Below are 24,172 nucleotides of genomic sequence, written 5' to 3'. Positions count from 1 at the left end.
AATGGGCTGCCCGTTTTGTTGATGTGCAATAAATTAACTGCGGATTTTACGGTATACAAACAGCACCACGATAGCGCCAATCACCGCCACCACGAAGCTGCCGAAGTTGAAACCGTCAACTCTGCCGTAGCCAAAGAAGGTGCTGATATAGCCCCCAACCACGGCACCGACGATACCCAGGACGACGGTCAGAATAAAACCGCCGCCGTCTTTGCCTGGCATAATCCACTTGGCTAAAATACCGGCGATCAGACCGAAGATAATCCAGGAAATAATCCCCATTTACTGCTCCTTTCTTTTGCTGCTAAGTATTATTGTTGTGCGGCCGGCGGGGTATTTTCTTTCCCTGCTGCATCGGCATCACTTTTTAATTCTTCCGCTTTATTCTCAGCGCTGTTTTTAATCGCTTCGGTTTTCGCTTTGGCCTGCTCGGTCAGATCGTTGGCACCATTAATGGCATCGTTCTTAATGGTTTTAGCCTGATCGACCAACTGCTGGCTTTGCTTGCTGGCATCTTCTTTGATGGCGTCAGCCTTGGCTTTCGCATCATTGGTGATGGCATCTGCCTGCTTGGCGGCATCGTCTTTAATCGCCGAGGCCTTGTCTTTCAATTGATCGGCCTGAGTGGTGGCCTCTTGTTTGATGTCTTTGGCCACCGCGGCGGCTTTATCGGTCAGATCGTCCGCTTTTTTCTGTGCGGCATCTTTCATCTGCTCGGCGCTGTCTTTGGCTTTTTCAAGATTGGCGTCGACCTTGGATGAGTCATCGCAGCCGGCAAGCAATAGCCCAATGATTGAGGCCAAAAGCACTTTATTCCATACTTTCATTGTCTATATCCTTGTAGAAACCTTGTTTAAGGAGATTGCGTTTCGCCTTTCTATACTAGGATAAGTGTTAGATAAAATACAAATTTCACTGACGCTGGCCGTAGAGAAATTTAACTTTATCGGCGATCGTTGTTCACTATTACGGCATAAAATCCTGCCGGTTCAACAGAGCCTGTTTTCTGTGATAGACTGACCGCGTTTTCCTGCCAGTTTTGGTTGAGGTGCTTTTCTGAATACGCCGGCACAGCTTTCACTGCCACTTTATCTTCCCGATGATGAGACTTTTGCCAGTTTTTATCCGGGGGAGAACCCATCCCTATTGAGCGCGATCCAGTCCGCCGTTCGTCAGGAACATGGCAGCTATATCTATTTCTGGTCACGCGAGGGCGGTGGGCGCAGTCACCTGTTGCATGCGGCCTGTGCGGAGCTTTCGCAGCGCGGTGAAGCAGTGGGTTATGTGCCGTTGGACAAGCGCGCTTATTTCGTGCCGGAAGTCTTGGACGGGATGGAGCAGCTGGCGCTGGTATGCATCGACAATATCGAATGCATCGCCGGTGACGAAGAGTGGGAAATGGCGATCTTTAATCTCTACAACCGCATTCTGGAAACAGGCCGCACGCGCCTGTTCATCACCGGCGATCGGCCGCCGCGCCAATTGAATCTGAACCTGCCGGACCTGGCTTCACGCCTGGACTGGGGGCAAATCTACAAGTTACAGCCGCTGTCGGATGAAGAAAAACTGCTGGCCCTGCAACTGCGTGGCAAACTGCGCGGCTTTGAACTGCCGGAAGACGTCGGTCGTTTCCTGCTCAAGCGGCTGGATCGCGAAATGCGTACCTTGTTTATGACCCTGGATCAACTCGATCACGCCTCGATCACCGCCCAACGCAAGCTGACTATCCCGTTTGTGAAAGAGATCCTCGGGCTGTAGCAGAGCCATTTCGGGCACTCTAAACGAGCGCCCTGGCTAAACTCACAAAATCTCCAGCACCTGTTCTGGCGGTCGGCCGATACGTGCCTGGGTGCCTTTGACCACGATAGGACGCTCAATCAGCTTTGGATTGTCCACCATCGTCTGCAACAGTTGGGCTTCGCTCAGGTTTTCATCCGCCAGCTTCAAATCCTTGTACAGATCTTCTTTCTTGCGCATCAGCTCGCGTGCGGAACTGAACCCCAGTTCTTTCAGCAGTTTCTTCAACTGGTCTACCGACGGCGGCGTTTCCAGATACAGCACCACGTCAGGCTTCACGCCATGCTGTTCCAACAGCGCCAGGGTTTCACGGCTCTTGGAGCAGCGCGGGTTGTGGTAAATAGTGACGTTTTTCATTTAACTTCATCCTTTATGAAAATCAGCTGCGCTGGTACTGACGGAAACGCTGTTGTAGCTGGCGCAGCTGGTCGATACGCGCATCATAACGCGCCTGTTTCAGGCTGCCGAGTTTTTGCAGTGAGCTGGCATTGCTGAGCAAACCAATGGCCTGGTCGAGACGACCGGTCAGGGCCAGGCTCTCGGCACGGGCGGAAAGCTCTTCATCGCGCAGTCCCTGTGCGGCGCTGGCCTGGGCCAGCAGATCCCAGGCGTTGGGATCGTCCGGATGGGCGAAGGTGTAACGGTTAAGAATTTTTGACGCCTGCGCCGGTTGGTTACCTTCCACGTAGGCGTTGGCCAGGTTGAGTTGCAGCACCGGGTTGTTACTTTGGGCGGCATTGGCGGCTTGCAGACGGGCAATCGCCTGCGGCACACGTTTCTGACCGAGGTCGATATCGGTCATCAGATCGATCAGCCAGACGTTTTTCGGATCTTGCGTCAGCAGTGGCTGAATGATGTTGCGGGCGTCGTCATACTTTTTGGCCTCATAGAACAAAATGGCGCGGCCATATTTGGCTGCCATCTGTTCGCGTACGTTGCCTTTGCTGTAAGTATCGAGCAGCTCTTCACGCAGGCCGTACCCCTCTGAGCTGTACATACCGAGCGAACGCACCTTGGCCATCAGATAATCCTGCGTGGACTGCACCAGGTGTTTGGGCATCTGGTTAGCTCGGTTGCGTGCATCGGACAGGCGGCTGTCGGGCAGGGGGTGGGTCAGCAACATTTCCGGCGGTTTGGAGGCGTAGCGCGATTGATCGGACAGCTTCTGCAAAAAGTCGGGCATGGCTTCAGGATCGAACCCGGCGCGTTGCAGTACCTGTATGCCGATACGATCGGCTTCCTGTTCGTTCGATTGGGTAAAGCTGATCATGCCTTGCTGGGTGCCGGCTAAAGTGCCGCTCAACGCTGCCATCCCCATGGTCGGGTTGGCCATCGCCAGCAGAATGGAGCCAAGGGCGCCTACCCAGGTCAGCGGGGCGTTGCGTTGCTGGTCTTCCATCGCTCGCGCCAGGTGGCGTTGAGTCACGTGCGAGATTTCGTGCGCCAGTACCGAGGCGAGTTGGCTTTCGTTGTCGGTTTCGCGGAACAGGGCTGAGTGCAACACCACGTTACCGCCAAAGAAGGCGAAGGCGTTGATCTCGTCGTTGCGTACCAGATAAAAATGAAACGGCGTGCGTACCGAATAGGCGCTCGCCACCAACCGGTTACCCAGTTGGTTAATGTATTGAGTCAATAGGGGGTCGTTGATCAGGGGCGCGCTGGCGCGAAGCTGACGCACATAGAAATCACCCATCGCCAGTTCCTGGCCAATGCTTAGGGTTCCCCCCGCAGAGGTGCCCATATCCGGCAGTTGATCCTGGGTTTCCGCCTGCACCGGCGCCAGCGCCGTGGCGTTGAGTGTGCCGAGCAACATTATTGCAATCGCTGTTTTGGTCAACCGGGTGGTCATAGTCAGGCCTTTCCCTTAAATAGTCATTTCTAAGACGTCAGCATCACACAAGAGTTCTTCTTCGCTTCCGGTCTCGCCAGAACAATCAGTGCGAAAGCGTGTTAGCTCACAAAAATGCACGCGTTGCGGCGCCCCGCCGGCAGATAACATCATAGTCAGCCGGCAGCGACAAGGAAACTTCTGTTCGGCAATAATCAAACAGAATTTTTTATTTTCACTTAGGGATCTTCCCTTGACGATCAACGGCCTTGGGCCTCGTCGATGCATTTTTTTCGCCACCATGAAAAACAAAGACAAAGTTTGTCCGTGTTTTAATTGACAGAATAAACGTGGACTAATATAGTCTGCGTTATTGAATTCAAGAGTGCAGCGCAAACTTAATATGGCTTACATCACTACCAGCGTTGAATACGGCATCCACTGTTTGCTTTGGTTGGTCGGCGAGGATCAACGCGCGCTAAGCAGTCGCGATCTCGCGGAATTGCAGGGGATTTCACCCAGTTTCCTGGCCAAGATTTTCCCCAAGCTGGAGAAGGCGGGGATCGTCGCCGCCAGCGAAGGCGTGCGCGGTGGGTATCGGCTGGCCCGTCCGGCAGAGGAGATCACCTTCCTGGAAATTATCGATGCCATCGAAGGGCACAAGCCGTTGTTCGATTGCCAGGAAGTCCGCGGTCGCTGCGCAGTGTTCGACGACAGCCCGCCTGACTGGGCCGTATCAGGCAAGTGTGCGATCCATGCGGTGATGCTGCAGGCCGAAAAGGCGATGCGCGATGCGCTGGCGGTACAAACGCTGGGCACCGTCGCCTCTCGATTTGGGCGCAAGGCGCCAGAAGGGTTCTTTGGCGAGGTCAACATCTGGCTTGATGAACGCCTGAGCGAGCGCACCACTCGCAGCGGCAAGCCCGCCCGCGTCAAGTCGCAATAACGCCCCCGTAATTTCTCTGATGTTTTTACCCGCCTGTGTGCCACAGGCGGTCACCCTTCTGCACCCTTTTTCAGGGGCGGAGCGGTAAAATTCGCCTGAAAAACACCTCAGGCGCTCGACAACAGGTATTTGAAGGAGTCATTCCATGACGCAGAAAATAGTGATCGCCGGTTCTGGTTTTGCCGGGTTTTGGGCCGCCGTCTCCGCCATGCGAGCCGTAGCGCTTGCCGGTAAGGAACAGAGCGTTGAGGTGACGATGGTTTCGCCGACCCCGAACGTCACGATCCGCCCAAGATTGTACGAGGCCGTACTGGAAAATATGAGTCCGGACATCTCGGCACAGCTCGCTGCGATTGGCGTTCGTCATCTGGCCGGTCTGGTTGAGCAGATAGACGGCGAAAACAAGACGCTGGTGGTGGAGAGCACCGAGGGGAAAAAACTTCAGTTGGCGTATGACCGCCTGGTAGTGGCAACCGGCAGCAAACTGTTCGTGCCTGCGGTTGCCGGTTTTGCCGAGCATGGTTTTAATGTCGATACGCTGCAAAGTGCACAACGACTGGATGCCCATTTAAAAGCGCTGGCGACTCAACCGGATACCCCGGCACGCAATACCGTGGTGGTGGTCGGCGGGGGGCTTACCGGGCTGGAAAGCGCCGCTGAAATGCCGATGCGCTTACGTGCCATTTTGGGCAACCAAGTCGATATTCGAGTGGTGATTGTCGATACGGCGGCCGAAGTGGGCGCCGGCATGGGGGCTGAACCTGCGGTGGTGATCCGCCAGGCACTGGAAGAATGTGGCGTTGAATCTCGAGCCGGGGTTCGCGTTACGGGGATTGACGCAGGCAGCGTGACTTTGTCGAGCGGTGAGCGCATTGCCACCGATACGGTGATTTTGGCCGCCGGGGTACGGGCGCATCCCTTGGTTGAACAAATCCCGGGTGAGCGCGACAGTGCCGGACGTATTGTCGGTGATGCTTTCCTGCATGCGCCTGCGATGGACGGCGTTTTTGTCACCGGGGACACGGTCAAAGCGGCGACCGACGAGCTGGGCAATCATAACCTGATGACCTGTCAGCATGCGATGAGTCTGGGGCGCGTGGCCGGTCACAATGCTGCTGCGGAACTGTTAGGTTTGCCGCTGCACCCTTACAGCCAGCCGAAGTATGTTACCTGTCTTGATCTTGGGCCCTGGGGCGCGCTCTACACCGAAGGCTGGGATCGTCAGGTGCGCTTTACGCGCGAAGAGGGCAAAAAGATCAAACAGGAAATCAATACACAGTGGATTTATCCACCGGCAGCGGATCGGCAGGCGTTGTTCGCCGTTGCCAATCCCGATTACGTGATTGTGCCCTGAATAGCCGATGGGAGCGGAAACGCTCCCATGAGACTGCAAACATATAATGTTTGGCGGCAGGCACCAAAGATTTTGAAAATAAATCAGGAAAATCAATTTATTGATTTTCGGCTGATAACACAAAGGGGGAAAAACCATGCTTTTATCCCCCTTTGTCAATAATCTGATGGGAGCGGAAACGCTCCCATTTTTGTTGCCAGAACGGCAGCCCGGAAGGCGGTTATGGCCCTGCTAACCCCGCAAAAGCAACGTAACCGGCGTTACCTATCGTTCCAGCCACTCAATCGCCAATTCGCGCGCTTCATCCAGATTGACATCCCGACCTTCGCGGGTAATCGCCGTTTTAAGCTCATTAATCACGTCTGCTTTTTGCGTTTCATGCTCTTCATTGGCCAACGCCAGGAAGGCATCGCCTACCACCGTGCATATGCCGATGTACAAGGCTTTTGAGTCCTCGAAACCACTGTTCATAACTGTATCCTTCTGGATTTGATTGGGATCTACAACGGCAGAAAGGGCCGGTCCTGCACCACGCTTTTCATCACCAGCGTGGAGGTCAGGCGTTGAACGCCGGGCAGGGCGGAAAGCTGTTCGTCGTAAAGCCGCTGAAAAGCCGGTAAATCGCGGGCGATGACATGCAACAGGTAGTCGGGATCGCCGAACAATCGCTGCGCCTGGATAACCTGGGGAATATCCACCATGGCGTTTTCGAAGGCTTCAACAGCCTGGCGATCCCCTTCCCGCATGGTGACGAAAACCAGCGCGGAAAAGTTAAAGCCCAGACTGCCGGGATCGAGGTGGGCACGATAGCCTCTGATCACGCCAGATTGTTCCAGCGCTCGCACCCGGCGGTGGCAGGGGGAAACGCTCAGCCCAATTCGGTCAGCCAGGTCGGTAACAGAAAGACGCCCATCAAACTGAAGTTCAGCAAGGATTTTGCGGTCAATCTTGTCCATTTGGAAAAATTTCCCTCAATTTGCGATTTATAAGCAAATAATTGAAATCACATTCTAACAACTTGGGGATATTCTTTTCAATAATTGAACAACTTTGGACATAAATGGCTTTCGGCCTGTTAACGCTGTCCACCGGAGGAACGCCAAGTGATTAAATGGATAAGCCAAACTGCCGGGTGTCGGTGGCGGGGGGGATATTTATGACGCCGGCCATTTTTGCAGCTTTCTGGGCCGTTTCGATTCTGTTCGTGATTACGCCGGGTCTGGACTGGGCGTATATCATCTCGGCCGGCATTCGTGGACGGGTAGTGCTGCCTGCGGTGGCAGGGTTGCTGTGTGGGCACCTTATCGCTATTGCGATCGTGGCGGCAGGCGTGGGCGCTTTGGTGACAGGCAATCCTATGGCTCTTACGGCGCTCACCCTGCTGGGGGCCGGCTACCTGTTCTGGATTGGCATCAACATGCTGCGCAATCCCCCGACGCCGAGCGCCGGCGATGCGCAGGCGTCCGGCTCCTGGCTGCGTTGGGCCGGCAAGGGCATTTGCGTCAGCGGCCTGAATCCCAAGGTATTTCTGCTGTTTTTGGCTCTGCTGCCGCAGTTCACCGACGCGAGCGCCAGTTGGTCGATCCCGACCCAAATTCTCGCGCTTGGCCTGTTGCATCTGATCAGCTGCGGGTTGGTTTATTTGATCGTGGGGTATGGCTCGCAGTCGGTACTGCAGACGCGCCCGCAGGCTGCACGGGTTGTCAGCCGTTTTTCCGGCGCGGCCATGGTGTTGATCGCCGTCGGGCTGCTTGTCGAGCAAGGGATAAAGTAATGCCCCAAGCACTTGCCCACTAAAAAGCCCGCCGATGCGGGCTTGAAAGGGCCCTGAAACTATGCCCTGACGGCGAGCAGTACGGAAGAGGCTTTGACCAGAGCGATGACTCGAGCGCCGTTCTTCAACGCCATCTCTTGCAGGCTTTCATTGGTGATCACCGAGGTCAGTTTGAAACCGGCATCCGTTTTAATGTGCACGGTGCTGTTCACCGCCCCTTGCTCAACTGCACTGACTTCCCCGGCGAATTGATTGCGGGCGGAGAAACGCAGCCCGCAGTCTTCCGAAGCCAAAATAACCCAGGGGGCCTTAATCAGCGCCACCGCTTCCTTTCCGGTGACCAGGCCAAGCGACTGCTGGCTTTGCACCGTCACAATAGCGACTAGCTTCTCGCCGCCCGGCAAAGTGATTTCCACCTCGTCATTAACGGCGCCTTTAGCGACGGCAGACACGGTGCCGGATAACTGGTTACGGGCTGAAACTGACATAAATTCTCCTTGGTCAGACATGAGGATGAGATAGCCTTACAGCATGACCATTTATCGTCTCGTTTGCCAATGCGGCGGAATCATTATGTGAACGATGGGGGTATTCGCTTTATGGTGCTTTCGCATGATTAAGCGGACCAATTGCATTTGCCTGCCAAAAAAGTAATGAGTATGATTATTATTCTCTTTGCTATTCGTAACTGAGGCGGTCCAGCCGCCTGCGATAAAGTGACCCCCAGTCACAAGGAAACATTGAGAATGTACGGTGGAGCTCATTTCTCCTGTTGAGAAAGCCAAAAATAATCCGCAAGAGCCTCCACTCAATCAGTTTATATGGCCAAGGATTTCCTGATGAAGATGAAAGTTTCTGCGCTCGCCGTGGTGATGACACTGGCGTTGAGCGGCTGTGTCGCCCCTAAGCAAAACGCTGCTTCCCCGGTTGCCCAACCTGCCGCTCCGGCGGCTCAATCTGCCGACAACGTGGTTAGACGCGATCTGGCGGAGGGTCTGTACGAGATGGCGCTGACGCCGGTGGGCGATGCCTTGTACGTGGCCAGTTCCGAAGGTTTTAAAGATGTGCAGGGCGGGGTGGTTTATAAGCTGGATGCGAAAACGCTGAAAACGCTCGGCGCTACCCACACCGACCTGAAAAACTTCGCCATGCAGATCTCCCCTGATGGCAAAACTCTTTATGTCACTAACTCCCTGGACGGCGGCATCAGCGCGATCAATACCGCCGACGGCAAAGTGAAAGGCCGCTTGCTGTTTAGTGAACGAAACGAGAAAGGCCTGCCGTATGGCGCGCGTCAAATTCTGCTGCACAAAGATACGCTGTACATAGGCGCAGTGGCCGACCCGGCGTTGATTTGGGTGGTGGATGCCAACACGCTGAAATTAAAAGCGCGGATAAAAAACACCGGCAAATGGATGACCGGCCTGCATTACTCGGAACAAACCCAGCGTTTGTACGCCGCGAACGGCAGCGGTGAAATTCTGGTCATCAACCCGAAAAACAACCGAATCGAAAAACGCTGGAAGCCGCTGGGCGATAAGCCGGCGCTGCTGCTTAACCTGGCGGAAGACAGCGAAACCGGACGCCTGTTTGTGACCGACAATTCCAAAGCCAAAACTACGCTGGTGCTGGATACCCACACTGGAAAACTGCTCAAGCAGCTGGATGTTGGCGACTCTCTGGCGGTGGTGTTCAATGCCAAACGCAATGAAATCTACCTCTCGCAGCGTGAGTCCGGCAAGGTGCTGAGCCTCAATGCCACAACCTATGCCGTGAAACAGAGCTGGGCGGTAACGCCAAATCCAAACAGCCTTCAACTCTCGGCCGACGGCCAGGTGCTGTTTGTCACCGTCAAACAGCCCTTTAATAAGGATCACTCTACTCAGGGGCCGGACAGCGTCGTTCGCATTGATTTAAATAAATAAGCCACACCGGCCCGGTAACGGGCCATTTTTGTTCCACTTCTCCTCGTACATGAGTGAATTATGCACAACACCAGTTCAACATCATTTCCGCAACGCCTGACGTTATTGGCGCTGGCCATCGGTGCGGTAAGCCAGGGGGCGCTGGCCGCTCCGGCAGAAAGCAGCAAAAAAAATCAGGAAGAAACCCTGGTGGTTCAGGCCACCAAAGAGAGCGACTTTAAAGCCGGCGGCGAAGATCTGGTTCCCGCTTATCTCGATGGGCAAATCGCGCATGGCGGACGTCTGGGGATGCTGGGCGAACAAAAAGCCATGGACGTACCTTTTAACGTGGTCGGCTACACCGCGAAGCTGGTGCAGGATCAACAGGCGAAAACCATTGCCGATGTCATCAGCAATGACGCGGGCGTTCAGGCGGTGCAGGGTTACGGCAACTTCGCCGAAACCTACCGCATTCGCGGTTTCCAACTGGATGGCGACGACATGACCATGGGCGGTCTGTCGGGCGTGGTACCGCGTCAGGTTATGGATACCCAAATGCTGGAGCGCGTGGAGGTGTTCAAAGGCGCTAACGCCTTGCTCAACGGCGTAGCCACCAGTGGGGTGGGCGGTATGATAAACCTCGAACCCAAACGCGCGGAAGAGACGCCTACCACGCAGGTGGGCATCGATTACACCTCTGACTCTCAGGTCGGTGGCAAGCTGGATGTAGGCCGCCGCTTTGGTGACGACAACCAGTTTGGGGCTCGCGTTAATCTGGTTCATCGTGAAGGTGAAGCTGCCGCCAACGACGATAAACGCCGTACCACGCTGGCCTCGGTGGGGCTGGATTACCGTGGCGATCGCTTCCGCACCTCGCTGGATTTCGGTTATCAGAAAAAAACTTTCCATGGCGGTACCATGGGGGTCAACATCAGCGGCGTTGATTTTATTCCTGCGGTGCCGGATCCGGCCAAGAATTACAGCCAGAAATGGGGCTACAGCGATATCGAAAACGAATTCGGTATGGTGAAGGCGGAATATGACCTCACTCAACGCTGGAAGGTCTACACAGGGCTGGGCGCGCAGCATGCCCATGAAACCGGGCTCTACAGCGCACCCAAGCTGATTAATGCCAACGGTGACGCCACGGTAGGGCGTCTGGACACCAACCGTATTATCGATGCGTTCAGCGGCATGGCCGGGGTCAGCGGCGAATTCAATACCTGGGATGTCTCGCACAAGGTCAACGTGGGTTACTCTGCGCAAATCAAACGCGACAAAACCGCCTGGCGCATGTCGGCTAACAACCCGACGACCAATATTTACGACAATCACGATGTGGCGGTGCCGGATAACGCTTACTTTGGCGGCAACTATTCCGATCCGTTAACCACCGCCCGTAATCGCACCCAGGGTTGGCTGTTCAGTGATACTTTGGGGTTCTTTAGCGATCGCGTGCTGTTAACCGCAGCTGCGCGCCATCAAAAAGTGGTGGTGCGCAACTACAGCAACGCCACCGGTCTGGAGGATACCTCGTCCCGTTATACCCAAAGCCGCTGGATGCCCACCTTGGGTCTGGTGTACAAGCCGTGGGAAGATGTGTCGTTCTACGCCAACCATACCGAAGCGTTGCAGCCGGGGAGCAATGCGCCGAAGGAAGCCACTAACTTCGGCCAGAGCACCGGCATCGCCCGTTCCAAACAAAATGAAGTAGGGGTGAAGGTTGATTTCGAACGTGTGGGCGGTTCGCTGGCGCTGTTTGAAATCAAGAAACCTTCGGCCATGCTCAACAGCGAGAATTATTATGCGCTGGATGGTGAGCAACGTAACCGCGGTGTGGAACTGAACGTGTTCGGTGAGCCGATGCTCGGGTTACGCCTTAACGGCAGCACCACCTGGTTGTCACCCGAGTTGACCAAAACCAAAAACGGCACCAACGACGGCAAGGATGCTATCGGCGTTGCGAATTTCTATATGGTGATGGGCGCCGAGTATGACATTCAACCGGTTGAAGGCCTGACCGCGACCGCCAGGGTTCGCCATACCGGCTCGCAGTTTGCCGATGCGGCGAACACCAAGAAACTCGACAGTTACACCACGCTGGATCTCGGGGTGCGCTACCGCATGCGTATGAACGCGGATCAAAACACCATGGTTTGGCGTGTTGGCGTGGATAACGTCACCAACGAGAAGTACTGGTCCAGCGTGGAGAGCAACGGCACCTATATCTTCCAGGGGCAATCGCGCACCCTTAAAGCCTCGCTGACTTACGACTTCTGATCTTCTCAGGCCTGATGGCATAGCGGCGGTTTGGCCTACAGCTAAACCGCCGCGATTTTCCCCGCAGTAAATCGATCATTTTCTTTCCCCCCTGTCTGTGCTGACAATCGCTGGATGGCGAAGGGGCGGCATGGTACAACCATACGCTGAATACCCGGCCTTCAGCCTTTCCTCTTTTGGCTTAGCCAGCGTAGGGTCAATAATACTTATTACAGGAACAGCAATGCCTGCCAGTCAAACCTCTAGGAGCCCTCTCTGATGCTGGAGATGTTATTACAGTGGTACCGCCGCCGCTTTACCGATCCGCAAGCCATCGCGCTGTTGGTGATCCTGCTCGCCGGGTTCCTCATTCTCTATTTTCTGCATGGCATTCTGACCCCGCTGCTGGTGGCCATCGTGCTGGCGTACCTGCTGGAGTGGCCGACCGCGCGGTTGCAGCGCATCGGCTGTTCGCGTAATTGGGCGGCAAGCATGGTGATGATCCTGTTTGCCGGTATCGCGATGCTGCTGGTCTTCGTGGTGGCGCCGACCGCCTGGCAACAGGGCATCAACCTGATGACCGATCTGCCGGGCATGCTCAACCAGTTCTATAACTTCGCCGCGACGTTGCCGAAGCGTTACCCGGCGCTGGTGGATGCCGGCATCATCGACATGATGGCGGAGAACCTGCGCGGACGCCTGTCGGGCATGGGCGAGTCGGTGGTGAAATTCTCGCTGGCGTCGCTGGTGGGCCTGCTGACGCTGGCGATTTATCTGATCCTGGTCCCGATGATGATGTTCTTCCTGTTGAAGGACAAGGAACAGATGCTCAATGCGGTGCGCCGGGTATTGCCACGCAACCGCGGGCTGGCCGGGCAGGTGTGGATCGAAATGAACCAGCAGATCACCAACTACATTCGCGGTAAGGTGCTGGAGATGGTGATCGTCGGGGTGGCGACCTATCTGGTGTTCGCGGTGCTGGATATGCGTTATTCGCTGTTGCTGGCGGTGCTGGTCGGTTTCTCGGTGCTGATCCCCTATATCGGCGCGGTACTGGTGACCATTCCGGTGGTGGTGGTGGCGATGTTCCAATGGGGCGTCGGCGCCGATTTCTGGACGCTGATCGTCGCCTATCTGGTGGTGCAGGGACTGGATGGCAACCTGCTGGTGCCGATTCTGTTCTCTGAAGCGGTCAACCTGCATCCGCTGGTGATTATTCTGTCGGTGATTGTCTTTGGCGGGCTGTGGGGCTTCTGGGGGGTGTTCTTCGCTATCCCGCTGGCAACCTTGGTGAAGGCGGTGATCCATGCCTGGCCGGACGAACTGCGGGTAGAAACGGAACAGGAATAAGCGGGGATAACGAAGCGCAGCAGGCCGCTGCGCTTCGTGAGAATTATTTTTGCAGGTAATCCAGAACGATGTCGTGATGATTGGTGGTCTTGAAATCATCAAACACTTTTTCAACCTTGCCTTTGGCGTCGATCAGGAAGCTGATGCGGTGAATGCCGTCATAGGTTTTCCCCATGAAGGTTTTCTCACCCCAAACGCCGAACTGCTGCGCTACCTGATGATCCTCATCAGACAACAACGTGAAATTTAACAACTCTTTCTCGGCAAAACGCGACAGTTTCTCTGGTTTATCCGTGCTGATGCCCAGAACTTCGACACCCGCTTTTTTCAAGTCATCCATGTTATCCCGCAAACCGCAGGCCTGTACGGTACAGCCCGGCGTCATCGCCTTGGGATAAAAATAAACAAGCACTCGCTGTCCCTGGAAGTCGGCCAAATTAATTTCCTCACCGTCCTGGTCAGGCAAACTAAACTTCGGCGCTGTGTCACCGGCTTTCAATGGGCTCATCACTACTCTCCATCTTTCTCATCATGCTGTGGATAGTTCACAACGCTAATACTGCCTTGTGCTTTCAATTCTGTACATAGGCGATGAAAGGCTTGTTCAATATTTGAGGCATCCTGATTGCCGGGGCTGTGCGCGGTGATCTGGATATACAGCTGCGGCGGCAGGTCGCCTTCCGCAGGCTGGGTGCGCGATACCAGCTCGGCAATGTTCATCTGGCTGGAGTCGAACAAATCGGTAAAGCGCTCGATGATGTGCGGCGAGTCTTTCACCTCCACCTGCACCCACACCGTAGCCGGCATCGGCGGTCTTTCGTGCGACGAGTTGGTGCGCTTCATCACAATCAGCAGTTCCAGCTCCGCGCCTTTTTGCGGCAGGGTTGATTCGATCAGGGTAATGGCGTTCCAACTGCCGGAAAGCAGCATGATGAAAGTGAACTCTTCACCCAGCATGGCCAGACGGCTATCTTCGATATTGCACCCGCAGCTGCTGACGTGGCGAGTGATGGCATTGACGATTCCGGGGCGATCGGCGCCGAGCGCGGTAATCACGAGATAGTGTTCATCTGGCTTAGGCAAAATGGAGCTTCCTGTCGTGCTCAATGGGGTTACCATGGTAAACATAAAAAAAACCGCCTGCCAAGCGCTTACAACGCCGTTGTTTGCTTGCTTTTGGATAGGCAGCAAAAGTACCATGAGTGACTTGTTTGTGGAGGGGACGGCCAATGTTTACGGGAAGTATTGTTGCACTGGTTACGCCGATGGACGACACAGGTGCTGTCGATCGCGCGAGCCTAAAAAAATTGATTGATTATCATGTAGCCAGTGGAACTGCGGCCATCGTTTCCGTAGGGACTACCGGCGAGTCCGCAACGCTTGCCCATGACGAGCACGTTGACGTGGTATTGCAGACGCTGGAACTGGCCGCAGGCCGTATTCCGGTGATCGCCGGTACCGGCGCCAACGCCACCGCCGAAGCCATTTCGCTGACCCAGCGCTTTGAAAATACCGGCGTAGTGGGTTGCCTGACGGTCACGCCTTACTACAACAAACCTACTCAGGAAGGGCTGTACCAGCACTTCAAGGCGATTGCCGAAAGCACTGCACTGCCGCAGATCCTCTATAACGTGCCTTCGCGCACCGGGTGTGACATGCTGCCGCCGGTGATTGCGCGTTTGGCAAAAATTAAGAATATTGTTGCTGTTAAAGAGGCAACAGGGAACTTAAGTCGTGTAAGTCAGATCCAAGTGCTGCTTGATGATGAAGATTTCATTTTGCTGAGCGGCGATGACGCCAGCGGTCTGGATTTCATGCAACTGGGCGGCAAAGGGGTGATTTCCGTGACGGCCAACGTGGCGGCGCGTGAAATGGCGCAGCTTTGCGCGCTGGCAGCACAGGGCGACTTTGCTGAGGCACGCCGCTTAAATCAGCGCTTGATGCCGTTGCATCAGGATTTGTTTGTAGAAGCAAACCCAATTCCGGTGAAATGGGCCTGTAAGGCATTGGGATTGATGGCAACCGATACGATGCGTCTGCCTATGACGCCGTTGACCGACGCTGCCCGTCCGGTAGTGGAACGCGCGTTGAAAAGCGCCGGTTTGCTGTAACTCTAAGGGAAATTTGATGGTTTATTCATTGCAAAAGTCGACGGTAGCAAAAGTCGTGGGTATTTCGCTGGTTATGATGCTGGCCGCCTGCACCACCGATCAGCGTTACAAACGCCAGGTGAGCGGCGATGAGTCTTACCTCGATGCGTCGGTGCTCAAGCCACTGAACGCTCCAGCCGGTATGATCCTGCCGGTGCAAAGCGGTAATTATGATGTTCCGGCCACCACGCTGAAAGGCGGCGTCGGCAAGCAACTGGATATTCGTCCGCCGGTGCAGCCACTGGCATTGCTGAGCGGTTCACGCGCGCAATATGCCGGCGACAGCGGTACGCTGCTGTTGGAAAATAACCCGCAGAACCAGAACCTGTGGTCGCGCGTTGTCAGCATGCTGCAGACGAAAAATATCGCAATCGCCTCACGTCAGGACGCCGGTCAGACGCTGACCACCGACTGGGTGAAGTGGAACCGTCTGGATGAAGACAACCAGTACGAAGGTCGCTACCAGATCAGCGTGCAACAGCAGGGTTACCAGCAGGCGCTGACGGTGAAAACCGTGGGCCTGCAGCAGCAGGGTAAAACCGAACAGATTACCGACCCGTCTGAAGTGCAGCGCTACAACGGCATGATGATGAACACCATCGTAGAAGGTCTGGACAAGCAGGACAACCTGGCAAGCAGCCAGACGGCCAACCGCTTCGGCGCGCTGGACGTACAGAGCAGCGCCGATGACACCGGCCTGCCGATGCTGGTCGTGCGCGGCCCTTACACCGTAGTGTGGGATCGCCTGCCTGCGGCGCTGGAGAAACTGGGGATGAAAGTGGGTGACCGCAGCCGTCCGCAGGGCACCGTCGCCGTAACTTACAAATCCCTGAGCGGAAGCGATTGGGATGCGTTGGGCGCCAAGGATCCTGAACTGAAAGAGGGCGACTACAAACTGCAGGTCGGGGACTTGAACAACCGCACCAGCCTGCAATTTATCGATCCTAAAGGGAAGCCATTGACCCAGTCGCAAAATGACGGCTTGGTGGCGGCCTTCCAGGCAGCATTCAGTAAAACCAGCGTTAACTGATTGAAAAGGGGCTACGGCCCCTTTTTCTTTGTCTAATACGGTATCGTTTGCGTCGCAGGTTTGGCACAATATACCCATGTGTGTTGTTAAAGAATTAATTGTATAAATTCTATACCCAAGAGATTTCAAGTGGCAGCCAACAACGCTGTCGTTTGAAAGGTGAAGGGTATTCTCTTATTGGAGTATGTAAGATGCAAAAGCTAGCTGAGTTGTATCGCGGAAAGGCAAAAACCGTCTACACCACCGAAAACCCTGATTTGCTGGTGTTGGAGTTCCGCAACGATACGTCAGCACTGGATGGTCAGCGCATTGAGCAGTTCGATCGCAAAGGCATGGTGAACAACAAGTTTAACCATTTCATTATGAGCAAACTGGAAGAGGCCGGCATCCCGACGCAAATGGAACGCCTGCTGTCAGACAACGAAGTGCTGGTGAAGAAGCTGGACATGGTGCCGGTCGAGTGCGTGATCCGCAACCGTGCTGCCGGCTCACTGGTGAAGCGTCTGGGCATTGAAGAAGGCCTGGTACTGAACCCGCCGCTGTTCGACCTGTTCCTGAAAAACGATGCCATGCACGATCCAATGGTCAACGAATCCTACTGTGAAACCTTCGGCTGGGTGAACAAAGAGCACCTGGCGCGCATGCGCGAGCTGAGCTACAAGGCAAACGACGTGCTGAGCAAGCTGTTTGACGACGCCGGCCTGATCCTGGTCGACTTCAAGCTGGAGTTCGGCCTGTTCAACGGCGAAGTAGTGCTGGGCGATGAGTTTTCGCCGGACGGCAGCCGCCTGTGGGACAAAAACACCCTGGACAAGATGGACAAGGACCGCTTCCGCCAGAGCCTGGGTGGCCTGATCGAAGCTTACGAAGAAGTGGCCCGTCGCATCGGCGTCAAGCTCGACTAAGCGTTTTCGCGCTCTACGGGGTCATTCGGCCCCGTTATCCCCTGCAATATTTCTCTCAGACTGCATTTCCGGAAAAATTCTACATTTCCTCCGCTGCTCAGCACTTATAATGATCAACGTAACATGACAAAAACCTAATCTGGAGTTTATTTATGCGTTGGCAAGGGCGTCGGGAAAGTGACAATGTTGAGGATCGTCGCGGGCAGTCTTCAGGTCTGGGGGGCGGCGGTGGCGGTTTTCGTGTTCCTCGCGGCAAGGGCGGTATCGCCATTCTGGTGGTGGTGTTGGTGGCCGGCTATTACGGCATCGATCTCTCGCCGTTGTTGAACGGTGGGGACGTGAGCCCGCAAACTCAGCAACAAAGCGCCAGCATCAGTCCAAAAGACGATGAACTGGCTAAATTTACCTCGGTGGTGCTGGCGTCTACCGAAGATAACTGGAAAGAAGTTTTCCAGCGCATGGGCAAAACCTATCAGCCACCCAAACTGGTGATGTATCGCGGCGTAACCCGTACCAGTTGCGGCACCGGCCAGGCGGCGATGGGGCCGTTCTATTGCCCGGGTGACAAAACGGTGTATATCGACCTGTCGTTCTATCAGGATATGAAAACCAAGCTGGGGGCCGGCGGTGACTTTGCCCAGGCTTATGTGGTGGCGCACGAAGTCGGCCACCATGTGCAAAACCTGTTGGGCATCGAGCCGAAAGTGCGTCAGATGCAGCAGGGTGCCAGCCAGGCGGAAGTGAACCGCCTGTCGGTGAAAATGGAACTGCAGGCGGACTGCTTTGCCGGCGTGTGGGGCAAATACGCCGAGAAACAGCAGATGTTGGAAGAGGGCGACTTGCAGGCGGCCCTGAACGCTGCGCAGGCGATCGGCGACGACCGTTTGCAGCAGCAAGGGCAGGGACGCGTGGTGCCGGACAGCTTCACCCACGGCACTTCGCAGCAGCGCTACACCTGGTTTAAACAGGGCTTCGACAGCGGCGATCCTAACACCTGCAACACCTTCGCATCCCGTTAACATGCAATGCCGGAGCCTGACTCCGGCATTTTTTTCAGGTCTGGATCCACGGTTATGTTACTGGCAATGCAACAACTTATGCAGCAGCAGGGCATCAGGCGCCTGCTGGTGATCGGTGGCGAGCCGCAATGGTGTCGCCAGCAGGCACTACAACTGGCGGATACCCTGCCGGGCGACTGGCCCTGGGTGGGGGAAAACCCGCCGCCGGGTCTGCAGGCAGTGGCGAGCGGTGCAGTGCGGACGCTGCTGGGGCAAGAACGCCTGCACGCGGTGTTTGATGCGACGAAAGGGCTGGATGTTGAAGCCCTGGCCGCGCTGTCGGGCACGCTGCGAGCCGGCAGTTGGCTGCTGTTGCTGACGCCGCCGTGGCAGCAGTGGCCTCAGCAACCGGATCACGACAGCCTGCGCTGGAGCGATTGTCCGCAGCCCATCACTACCTCGAATTTTATTCATCATCTGCAGCGGCATCTGGCGGCGGACAGCGAAGTCACCGTCTGGCGGCAGGGTGAGGCGCTGACGCTGGCACCATTGCTGTTGCGCCCGCAGTGGCAGGCACCGGATGGCCAACCCACCGCCAAGCAGCAGCGGCTGCTGGCACAATTACTGAATGCGGCGTCGGGCATCTGGGTTTTGACCGCCGCACGTGGGCGCGGCAAGTCAACGGTGGCGGGAATGCTGGTGGCGAACACCTCGCAGACCTGCTGGTTGGTCGGTCCGAGCCGCGCCGCTACCGAAGTCGCTGCCGAATGGGCGCAGGGGCGTGCGCAATTCTGGGCACCGGATGCGCTGTTGGCCCATTGCCGTGAACAGGACGTCAGCGACGTAGGGTGGCTGCTGGTGGACGAAGCGGCGGCGATACCCGGCCCGCAGCTGCAGCAACTGGTGAGCTATTTCCCGCGAGTTTTGCTGACCACCACGGTGCAGGGTTATGAAGGCACCGGCCGTGGTTTTTTACTTAAATTCTGCGCCGGACTGCCCGCGTATCAGTCATTGGGGTTAGATCAACCGATGCGTTGGGCGCAGGGCGATGCGCTGGAGCGCATCATAGATAACGCGTTGCTGTTTAACGAGCAACCTTCCTGGCAGGTAACGGATAAGCCGGTGAGCATCAGCGGGGCTGAGCAAGCCATGCTGTGCGCCGACCCGCAAAGGCTAGCGCGTTTTTACGCTTTGTTGAGCAGCGCCCATTACCGTACTTCACCGCTGGATTTACGGCGGTTGATGGACGCGCCGGGCATGCACTTTGGTCTGGCTCAGGTAGACGATGAAGTTGTCGGTGCCCTGTGGCTGGTGGAAGAAGGCGGGTTGAGCGCCGAACTGGCGCACGAAGTCTGGGCCGGTCGACGGCGTCCACGTGGCAACCTGGTGGCACAATCGCTGGCGGCACACGGGGGCCAATGGTGGGCACCGACGCTACGATCGCGGCGCATCACCCGCATTGCGGTGTTACCCGCACTGCGCCAACAGGGCATTGCTCGCGACCTGATCGCACAGCAGCGCGAGCTGGCCCAAGGGTTGGATTATCTCTCGGTCAGCTTTGGCTACACCGAGCCGCTGTGGCGTTTCTGGCAATCTTGCGGTTTTGAACTGGTTCGCATCGGCAGCAAGACCGAGGCCAGCAGCGGTTGCTATACCGCAATGGCCATCCTGCCGTTGAGCGAACAGGGCGAGGCGTTGCGCCATGCGGCCCATAAGCACCTGGCGCGTGACTGGCGCTGGTTGCAGCCACGTATTGATCTGCAAATAGAGATCCCCGGCGATGACGGCGATACCCAGTTGGGGGAGGACGACTGGCGTGAGCTGGCCGGATTTGCCTTTGCTCACCGGCCGCTGGAGGCCAGCCTGGGGGCGCTGCAACGTCTGCTGTTGGCCAGTCCCTTGCCGCTGCCCGCGCTGCGCATGCATCTGCAGCAGCAGTTGACGGCGGCAATTTGCGTGGAGCTGCTTGGCTTGAGCGGACAGAAACTGCTACTGCGCCGCTGGCGTCAGGAGGCGGGACTGGCGCTCGAACAGCTGGATGCTCAGCACGGCCTACGCTGGAAAGCGTGGTCGCAGTCGTTGCAATAAATTGAAGATGTTGCTCAATAAAACCCGATTTTCCTGATTTCTCAGCGGCGTATAGTAGCTGGCAGAAACCGGGGCATCTGGCGCCGGACTGGATCTTAATCACGCGAGGAGTCACCGATGAAACATGAGCATTTCGTTGTCCAGAGCCCGGCAACACCGGCTGCGCAGCTGATCCTGCTGTTTCACGGTGTCGGCGATACCCCGGTAGCGATGGGGGAGATTGGCCGTTATTTCGCCAAAGAATTCCCGCAGGCGCTGGTGGTCAGCGTGGGTGGTCCCTCTGCTTTTGGTAACGGCAGCGGCCGCCAGTGGTTTTCAGTACAGGACGTAACCGAAGAAAACCGCGCCGAGCGCATTGCCGAAGTGATGCCGCAGTTTGTCGAAACCGTGCGTTACTGGCAGCAACACAGCGGCGTGAATGACGCCGGCACGGCGTTGGTGGGCTTCTCTCAGGGGGCTATCATGGCACTGGAAGCTCTGAAGGTGGAGCCCAGGTTGGCCGGCCGGGTGGTGGCTTTCAGCGGGCGCTTTGCCAGCCTGCCCGACCAGGCGTTCGGTGACAGCGTGGTGCATTTGATCCACGGCGAACAGGATGCGGTGATTTCGGTGCAACATGCCCAGGCGGCGGCAGAACGGCTACAGGCCAACGGCGTCGATTTTACGCTGGATGTGGAAGATGATGTAGGACACGCCATTAACCAGGGCATGATGGACAGTGCGCTTGAACGGCTGCATTACTACGTGCCGCAGCGTTACTGGGAAGAAGCGTTGTTTGGCAAGCGTGGCGATTTGATCGCCTTTAAATAAGCTTCAGGGCGCATGATGCGCCCTGATGTCATTTTTTCTTCGGCCAATCGTCTTCGTCGTCCCACTCGGCGTTGTTGTCGCGGTGTGGCGGCAGCTTCGGCTTATCGGCCAGATAGCCTTTCACGTCGACGCGGCGCAGCTCTTTGATCCCGCTGATGATCATTCCCACCAGAATCAGCAGGATAATCCACCAGTAGTCCGCTAACCATTCCATATTCACTCCTTTCCTTCAGCGCGTATAAAACGCGAAAATATCGCTGGCAGATGGGCTTCAAGCCATTGAGCACCGGCAATATCCTTATCTTTCCAGGCCGCCAACAGCAGCGCCGGCGTCAGCAGATGTTCGGCTTCCTGCGCCAGCGGGCGGTAGCTCAGGTGCCAGGGTTCCACCGCCACGCCGTCGCCGTCTTCGGTGAACGGGCGATAAAAGCCAAATTCGGCCATGTGTGCCGTCAGCCACTGATTGAGCGGGTAAAAGTAGCCGCCCTGCTCGTATTCCCACGGCTCCAGCTGCAGCTTTTGCCCTTCGGGCAACAGCGAGGGATCGTAGACATCCAGGTCGCTGCCCCAGTGATGGCGGCTGGCTCCCGGTAAGGCCGACCAGCGCAGAATCGCTTCGCAGCGCTCGGCGGCAGACAGCGGCATGATGTCGATCGGTCGACTGTCCTTATCTAATACTGGTCGCTCGCCGCAGAATTTTCCATTCCAGATCGCCTGTTGCCGTTCGAAATCACGAAATGTGCTGGCAGGTTGCAGATTAAACCCGGCGGCAAGTGCCGCCTGCTGCATGGCGAGAAACGCGGTCACGGCGGCGGGCTGCATGCGGTGGTTGCCGCTCAGCGGTGCCAGATGGTCGGTCGATCGCCCGGTCAGCATTTCTGGCGTGATCATGCGATCAATTGCTCCATGATGCGCTGATACATGCGGCTCAGCAGTTGCAGATCGGCGGCGTGTACGCATTCGTTAACCTTATGGATGGTGGCGTTTACCGGCCCCAGTTCAACCACTTGAGCCCCCATCTGGGCGATAAAGCGACCGTCCGAAGTCCCGCCTGTGGTCAGCAGCTGCGGCGTCAGTTCGGAATAATGTTCGACGGCGTTAACCACCGCATCCACCAATGCGCCGCGTGCGGTCAGGAACGGCTGACCGGACAGACGCCATTCGATGCTGTAGTTCAGCTGATGACGCTCGAGCAGCTCTTCCACGCGTTGTTTGATCGTCGCGTCGGTCGATTCGGTGCTGAAACGGAAGTTGAACTGGACGAACATCTCGCCCGGGATCACGTTGTTGCTGCCGGTGCCGGCCTGCACGTTGGCGATCTGCATGCTGGTCGGCGGGAAGAATTCATTGCCGCGATCCCACTCTATCGCCACCAGCTCATTAAGCGCCGGCATGGCACGATGTACCGGGTTATCCGCCAGGTGTGGATAGGCGACATGGCCCTGAATCCCGTGAATGTGCAGGTTGGCGGTGATTGAGCCGCGACGGCCGTTTTTCACCACGTCACCGACGCGTTCGGTACTGGATGGCTCGCCAACCAGGCAGTAATCCAGGCGTTCGTTGCGCGCCATCAGGGCTTCGACCACTTTAACCGTGCCGTGGGTTGCGCTGGCCTCTTCATCGGAGGTGATCAGGAATGCCAAACGCCCCTGATGATGAGGATTGGCCGCCACAAACCGCTCGGCCGCCACCACCATGGCCGCCAGTGAGCCTTTCATATCTGCCGCGCCGCGGCCATACAGCATGCCGTCGCGGATGGTCGGCTCAAACGGCGGGTTGTCCCAGCGTTTCTCGTCGCCGGTCGGCACCACGTCGGTGTGGCCGGCAAAAGCCAGGGTTTTCCCCTCGCCACGCCAGGCCCAAAAATTCAGGGTATCGCCGAAAGGCATGGGCTCAACGGTGAAGCCGATGGCCTCGAGACGTTCAATCATCAACGCCTGACAGCCTTCGTCGTGCGGGCTGAGGGAAGGGCGTTTGATCAGCTGCTGGGCCAGTTCGATTACCGGGCAAATCATGCGGCCACCTCGGAAATAAATTGCTGATAACTGTCGGCGTTGAAACCGAGCAGAGCATGCCCCTTGCCGTCGCTCAGCAGCGGGCGCTTGATGATGGCCGGTTGGGCCAGCATCAGTTCGATGGCCGCATCGGCATTGTCACAGGCGTTACGCTGCGCTTCGTCCAGTTTGCGCCAGGTGGTGCCGCGGGTGTTCAGCAGCGGTTCCCAGCCCAAAAGTTCTACGAAAGCGCGCAGCTGCTGTTCGTCCAGCCCGTCGGCGCGGTAGTCGTGAAAGTGATATGCCACACCCTGTTCTTCCAGCCAGCGGCGTGCTTTTTTGATGGTGTCACAATTTTTGATACCATAGAGCTTAAGCAAACTTTTTTGAGCATCGTCTTTCATGAAAAAATGTTACCTCTATATCAGGGTAAGTTCAGAGCAACAGGTATCCGGCGATGGCCTAAACCATCAGGAATCACTGCTCATTAAGTATTTTGAAGATAATGCCCCAGTGCAGGATTTCGATCCAGACTACGAGCTAATTATCGATGAAGGGCGTTCAGCATTCAAAGCCGAACATTGGCATGAGAGTGCAGGATTCGGACGATTTTTCAAGCGTGTTAATGGTGGTGACATAGCGAAAGGCTCGGTACTCATCGTTGAAAGTCTCGATCGGTTCTCTCGCGAAAAACCTTTCAAGTGTGTCGAGTAAATTTCTCAATTAGATCGTGCTCAAATCGAACTGTATAATCTTGAGAAGCGGCTTATCATTAGCCGCAAGCACTCTAATAGTCTAACTTTTGCACCATGATCGCCGAACGTTCTTACGAAGAGTCTTGTCTAAAGTCTACTCGTATAAGGAAAGGTTGGGACAAACGACGCAAAAAAGAGAAAGATGAAGGACAGTATATGATTAAACACTGTCCGAAATGAATTGATGTGGTTGATGGGATATATATACTTAATGAAAATAATATATTAGTACG

At 56.1% G+C, this 24,172-nt stretch carries 27 protein-coding genes; 14 read left to right on the top strand and 13 right to left on the bottom strand.

Features of this window, described 5'->3' with window-relative positions; genetic code table 11:
• Positions 1–33: 33 nt before the first annotated feature.
• Together H5P17_RS19010 and H5P17_RS19005 are read right to left on the bottom strand one after the other, a co-directional pair.
• Positions 34–282: a GlsB/YeaQ/YmgE family stress response membrane protein gene (locus H5P17_RS19010; protein WP_002487967.1), complete on the bottom strand. Its 249-nt coding sequence runs from the start codon at positions 280–282 to the stop codon at positions 34–36.
• A gap of 29 nt (positions 283–311) precedes the next feature.
• Positions 312–827, bottom strand: coding sequence for a hypothetical protein (locus tag H5P17_RS19005; RefSeq protein ID WP_044554652.1), 516 nt, complete (start codon positions 825–827; stop codon positions 312–314).
• Between the two features lie 229 nt (positions 828–1,056).
• Here H5P17_RS19005 and hda point away from each other — a divergent pair, with 229 nt between their 5' ends.
• Positions 1,057–1,758 (top strand): DnaA inactivator Hda, encoded by a 702-nt coding sequence (gene hda, locus H5P17_RS19000; RefSeq protein ID WP_044554653.1) that lies wholly within the window; start codon positions 1,057–1,059, stop codon positions 1,756–1,758.
• Between the two features lie 42 nt (positions 1,759–1,800).
• Here hda and arsC read toward each other — a convergent pair whose 3' ends face one another.
• Together arsC and H5P17_RS18990 are read right to left on the bottom strand one after the other, a co-directional pair.
• Positions 1,801–2,154 carry an arsenate reductase (glutaredoxin) gene (gene arsC, locus H5P17_RS18995; RefSeq protein WP_182824585.1) on the bottom strand — a complete coding sequence of 118 codons (354 nt, stop codon included), beginning with the start codon at positions 2,152–2,154 and terminating at the stop codon, positions 1,801–1,803.
• 22 nt (positions 2,155–2,176) lie between these two features.
• Positions 2,177–3,646: a M48 family metallopeptidase gene (locus tag H5P17_RS18990; protein ID WP_182824583.1), complete on the bottom strand. Its 1,470-nt coding sequence runs from the start codon at positions 3,644–3,646 to the stop codon at positions 2,177–2,179.
• Between the two features lie 382 nt (positions 3,647–4,028).
• On the opposite strand from H5P17_RS18990, the gene H5P17_RS18985 reads away from it, so the two are divergent.
• Together H5P17_RS18985 and H5P17_RS18980 are read left to right on the top strand one after the other, a co-directional pair.
• Positions 4,029–4,571, top strand: a complete 543-nt coding sequence (locus H5P17_RS18985; RefSeq protein WP_044554708.1) for an Rrf2 family transcriptional regulator — start codon at positions 4,029–4,031, stop codon at positions 4,569–4,571.
• 145 nt (positions 4,572–4,716) lie between these two features.
• A complete protein-coding gene (locus H5P17_RS18980; protein ID WP_182824581.1) occupies positions 4,717–5,925 on the top strand; it encodes an NAD(P)/FAD-dependent oxidoreductase in 1,209 nt (402 codons plus the stop codon).
• Between the two features lie 264 nt (positions 5,926–6,189).
• Here the strand turns inward: H5P17_RS18980 and H5P17_RS18975 are convergent, their stop codons facing one another.
• Together H5P17_RS18975 and H5P17_RS18970 are read right to left on the bottom strand one after the other, a co-directional pair.
• Positions 6,190–6,396: a DUF2767 family protein gene (locus H5P17_RS18975; protein ID WP_020828062.1), complete on the bottom strand. Its 207-nt coding sequence runs from the start codon at positions 6,394–6,396 to the stop codon at positions 6,190–6,192.
• 29 nt (positions 6,397–6,425) lie between these two features.
• A complete protein-coding gene (locus H5P17_RS18970) occupies positions 6,426–6,881 on the bottom strand; it encodes an Lrp/AsnC family transcriptional regulator (RefSeq protein WP_020828061.1) in 456 nt (151 codons plus the stop codon).
• A 200-nt stretch (positions 6,882–7,081) separates the two neighbouring features.
• Between H5P17_RS18970 and H5P17_RS18965 the strand changes: the two genes are divergently transcribed.
• On the top strand, positions 7,082–7,699 hold the full coding sequence (locus H5P17_RS18965; RefSeq protein ID WP_182824636.1) for a LysE family translocator: 618 nt from the start codon (positions 7,082–7,084) through the stop codon (positions 7,697–7,699).
• 59 nt (positions 7,700–7,758) lie between these two features.
• On the opposite strand, the gene H5P17_RS18960 is transcribed toward H5P17_RS18965, so the two are convergent.
• Positions 7,759–8,187 carry a molybdopterin-binding protein gene (locus H5P17_RS18960; RefSeq protein ID WP_044554657.1) on the bottom strand — a complete coding sequence of 143 codons (429 nt, stop codon included), beginning with the start codon at positions 8,185–8,187 and terminating at the stop codon, positions 7,759–7,761.
• A 351-nt stretch (positions 8,188–8,538) separates the two neighbouring features.
• Here H5P17_RS18960 and H5P17_RS18955 point away from each other — a divergent pair, with 351 nt between their 5' ends.
• The 3 genes from H5P17_RS18955 (at position 8,539) to H5P17_RS18945 (ending at position 13,212) form a co-directional block, all read left to right on the top strand.
• Entirely contained in the window at positions 8,539–9,624 is a 1,086-nt protein-coding gene (locus H5P17_RS18955) for a YncE family protein (RefSeq protein ID WP_044554658.1), read from the top strand.
• A 60-nt stretch (positions 9,625–9,684) separates the two neighbouring features.
• The gene (locus tag H5P17_RS18950) at positions 9,685–11,883 is read left to right on the top strand and encodes a TonB-dependent siderophore receptor (RefSeq protein WP_182824579.1); all 2,199 of its coding nucleotides are present in this window, start codon (positions 9,685–9,687) and stop codon (positions 11,881–11,883) included.
• Between the two features lie 258 nt (positions 11,884–12,141).
• Complete coding sequence (locus tag H5P17_RS18945) at positions 12,142–13,212, top strand: AI-2E family transporter (protein WP_044554663.1); 1,071 nt, start codon at positions 12,142–12,144, stop codon at positions 13,210–13,212.
• 43 nt (positions 13,213–13,255) lie between these two features.
• Here H5P17_RS18945 and bcp read toward each other — a convergent pair whose 3' ends face one another.
• Together bcp and H5P17_RS18935 are read right to left on the bottom strand one after the other, a co-directional pair.
• Positions 13,256–13,720 carry a thioredoxin-dependent thiol peroxidase gene (gene bcp, locus H5P17_RS18940; RefSeq protein ID WP_182824577.1) on the bottom strand — a complete coding sequence of 155 codons (465 nt, stop codon included), beginning with the start codon at positions 13,718–13,720 and terminating at the stop codon, positions 13,256–13,258.
• Between the two features lie 2 nt (positions 13,721–13,722).
• Positions 13,723–14,331 carry a glycine cleavage system transcriptional repressor gene (locus H5P17_RS18935; protein WP_220496911.1) on the bottom strand — a complete coding sequence of 203 codons (609 nt, stop codon included), beginning with the start codon at positions 14,329–14,331 and terminating at the stop codon, positions 13,723–13,725.
• A 110-nt stretch (positions 14,332–14,441) separates the two neighbouring features.
• On the opposite strand from H5P17_RS18935, the gene dapA reads away from it, so the two are divergent.
• From dapA to ypfH, 6 genes are all read left to right on the top strand, one after another.
• The gene (dapA, locus tag H5P17_RS18930) at positions 14,442–15,323 is read left to right on the top strand and encodes a 4-hydroxy-tetrahydrodipicolinate synthase (protein WP_182824573.1); all 882 of its coding nucleotides are present in this window, start codon (positions 14,442–14,444) and stop codon (positions 15,321–15,323) included.
• A gap of 16 nt (positions 15,324–15,339) precedes the next feature.
• Entirely contained in the window at positions 15,340–16,392 is a 1,053-nt protein-coding gene (bamC, locus tag H5P17_RS18925; protein WP_020828052.1) for an outer membrane protein assembly factor BamC, read from the top strand.
• Positions 16,393–16,583: 191 nt separating this feature from the next.
• The gene (gene purC, locus H5P17_RS18920; protein WP_020828051.1) at positions 16,584–17,297 is read left to right on the top strand and encodes a phosphoribosylaminoimidazolesuccinocarboxamide synthase; all 714 of its coding nucleotides are present in this window, start codon (positions 16,584–16,586) and stop codon (positions 17,295–17,297) included.
• Positions 17,298–17,449: 152 nt separating this feature from the next.
• Positions 17,450–18,316 (top strand): neutral zinc metallopeptidase, encoded by an 867-nt coding sequence (locus H5P17_RS18915; protein ID WP_012146218.1) that lies wholly within the window; start codon positions 17,450–17,452, stop codon positions 18,314–18,316.
• Between the two features lie 54 nt (positions 18,317–18,370).
• Positions 18,371–20,383, top strand: coding sequence for a tRNA(Met) cytidine acetyltransferase TmcA (locus H5P17_RS18910; RefSeq protein WP_182824571.1), 2,013 nt, complete (start codon positions 18,371–18,373; stop codon positions 20,381–20,383).
• Positions 20,384–20,500: 117 nt separating this feature from the next.
• Positions 20,501–21,190 (top strand): esterase, encoded by a 690-nt coding sequence (gene ypfH, locus H5P17_RS18905; protein WP_182824569.1) that lies wholly within the window; start codon positions 20,501–20,503, stop codon positions 21,188–21,190.
• A 28-nt stretch (positions 21,191–21,218) separates the two neighbouring features.
• On the opposite strand, the gene H5P17_RS18900 is transcribed toward ypfH, so the two are convergent.
• The 4 genes from H5P17_RS18900 to H5P17_RS18885 are packed head-to-tail and all read right to left on the bottom strand — an operon-like array spanning position 21,219 to position 23,588.
• Entirely contained in the window at positions 21,219–21,404 is a 186-nt protein-coding gene (locus tag H5P17_RS18900; protein ID WP_020828048.1) for a YpfN family protein, read from the bottom strand.
• Positions 21,405–21,406: 2 nt separating this feature from the next.
• Entirely contained in the window at positions 21,407–22,081 is a 675-nt protein-coding gene (locus H5P17_RS18895) for a M15 family metallopeptidase (RefSeq protein ID WP_182824568.1), read from the bottom strand.
• Positions 22,078–23,205 (bottom strand): succinyl-diaminopimelate desuccinylase, encoded by a 1,128-nt coding sequence (dapE, locus tag H5P17_RS18890; protein ID WP_044554669.1) that lies wholly within the window; start codon positions 23,203–23,205, stop codon positions 22,078–22,080. The genes H5P17_RS18895 and dapE overlap by 4 nt, the downstream gene beginning before the upstream one ends.
• Positions 23,202–23,588, bottom strand: coding sequence for an ArsC family reductase (locus H5P17_RS18885; protein ID WP_182824566.1), 387 nt, complete (start codon positions 23,586–23,588; stop codon positions 23,202–23,204). Before H5P17_RS18885 ends, dapE begins: the two co-directional genes overlap by 4 nt.
• Here H5P17_RS18885 and H5P17_RS18880 point away from each other — a divergent pair.
• Positions 23,587–23,898, top strand: coding sequence for a recombinase family protein (locus H5P17_RS18880; protein ID WP_182824564.1), 312 nt, complete (start codon positions 23,587–23,589; stop codon positions 23,896–23,898). The genes H5P17_RS18885 and H5P17_RS18880 overlap by 2 nt on opposite strands.
• Positions 23,899–24,172: the final 274 nt, after the last annotated feature.

This window comes from Serratia sp. OS31, from assembly GCF_014164835.1.
GTDB lineage: Bacteria > Pseudomonadota > Gammaproteobacteria > Enterobacterales > Enterobacteriaceae > Serratia > Serratia liquefaciens_A.
This window is presented reverse-complemented; position numbering and strand designations above follow the sequence as displayed.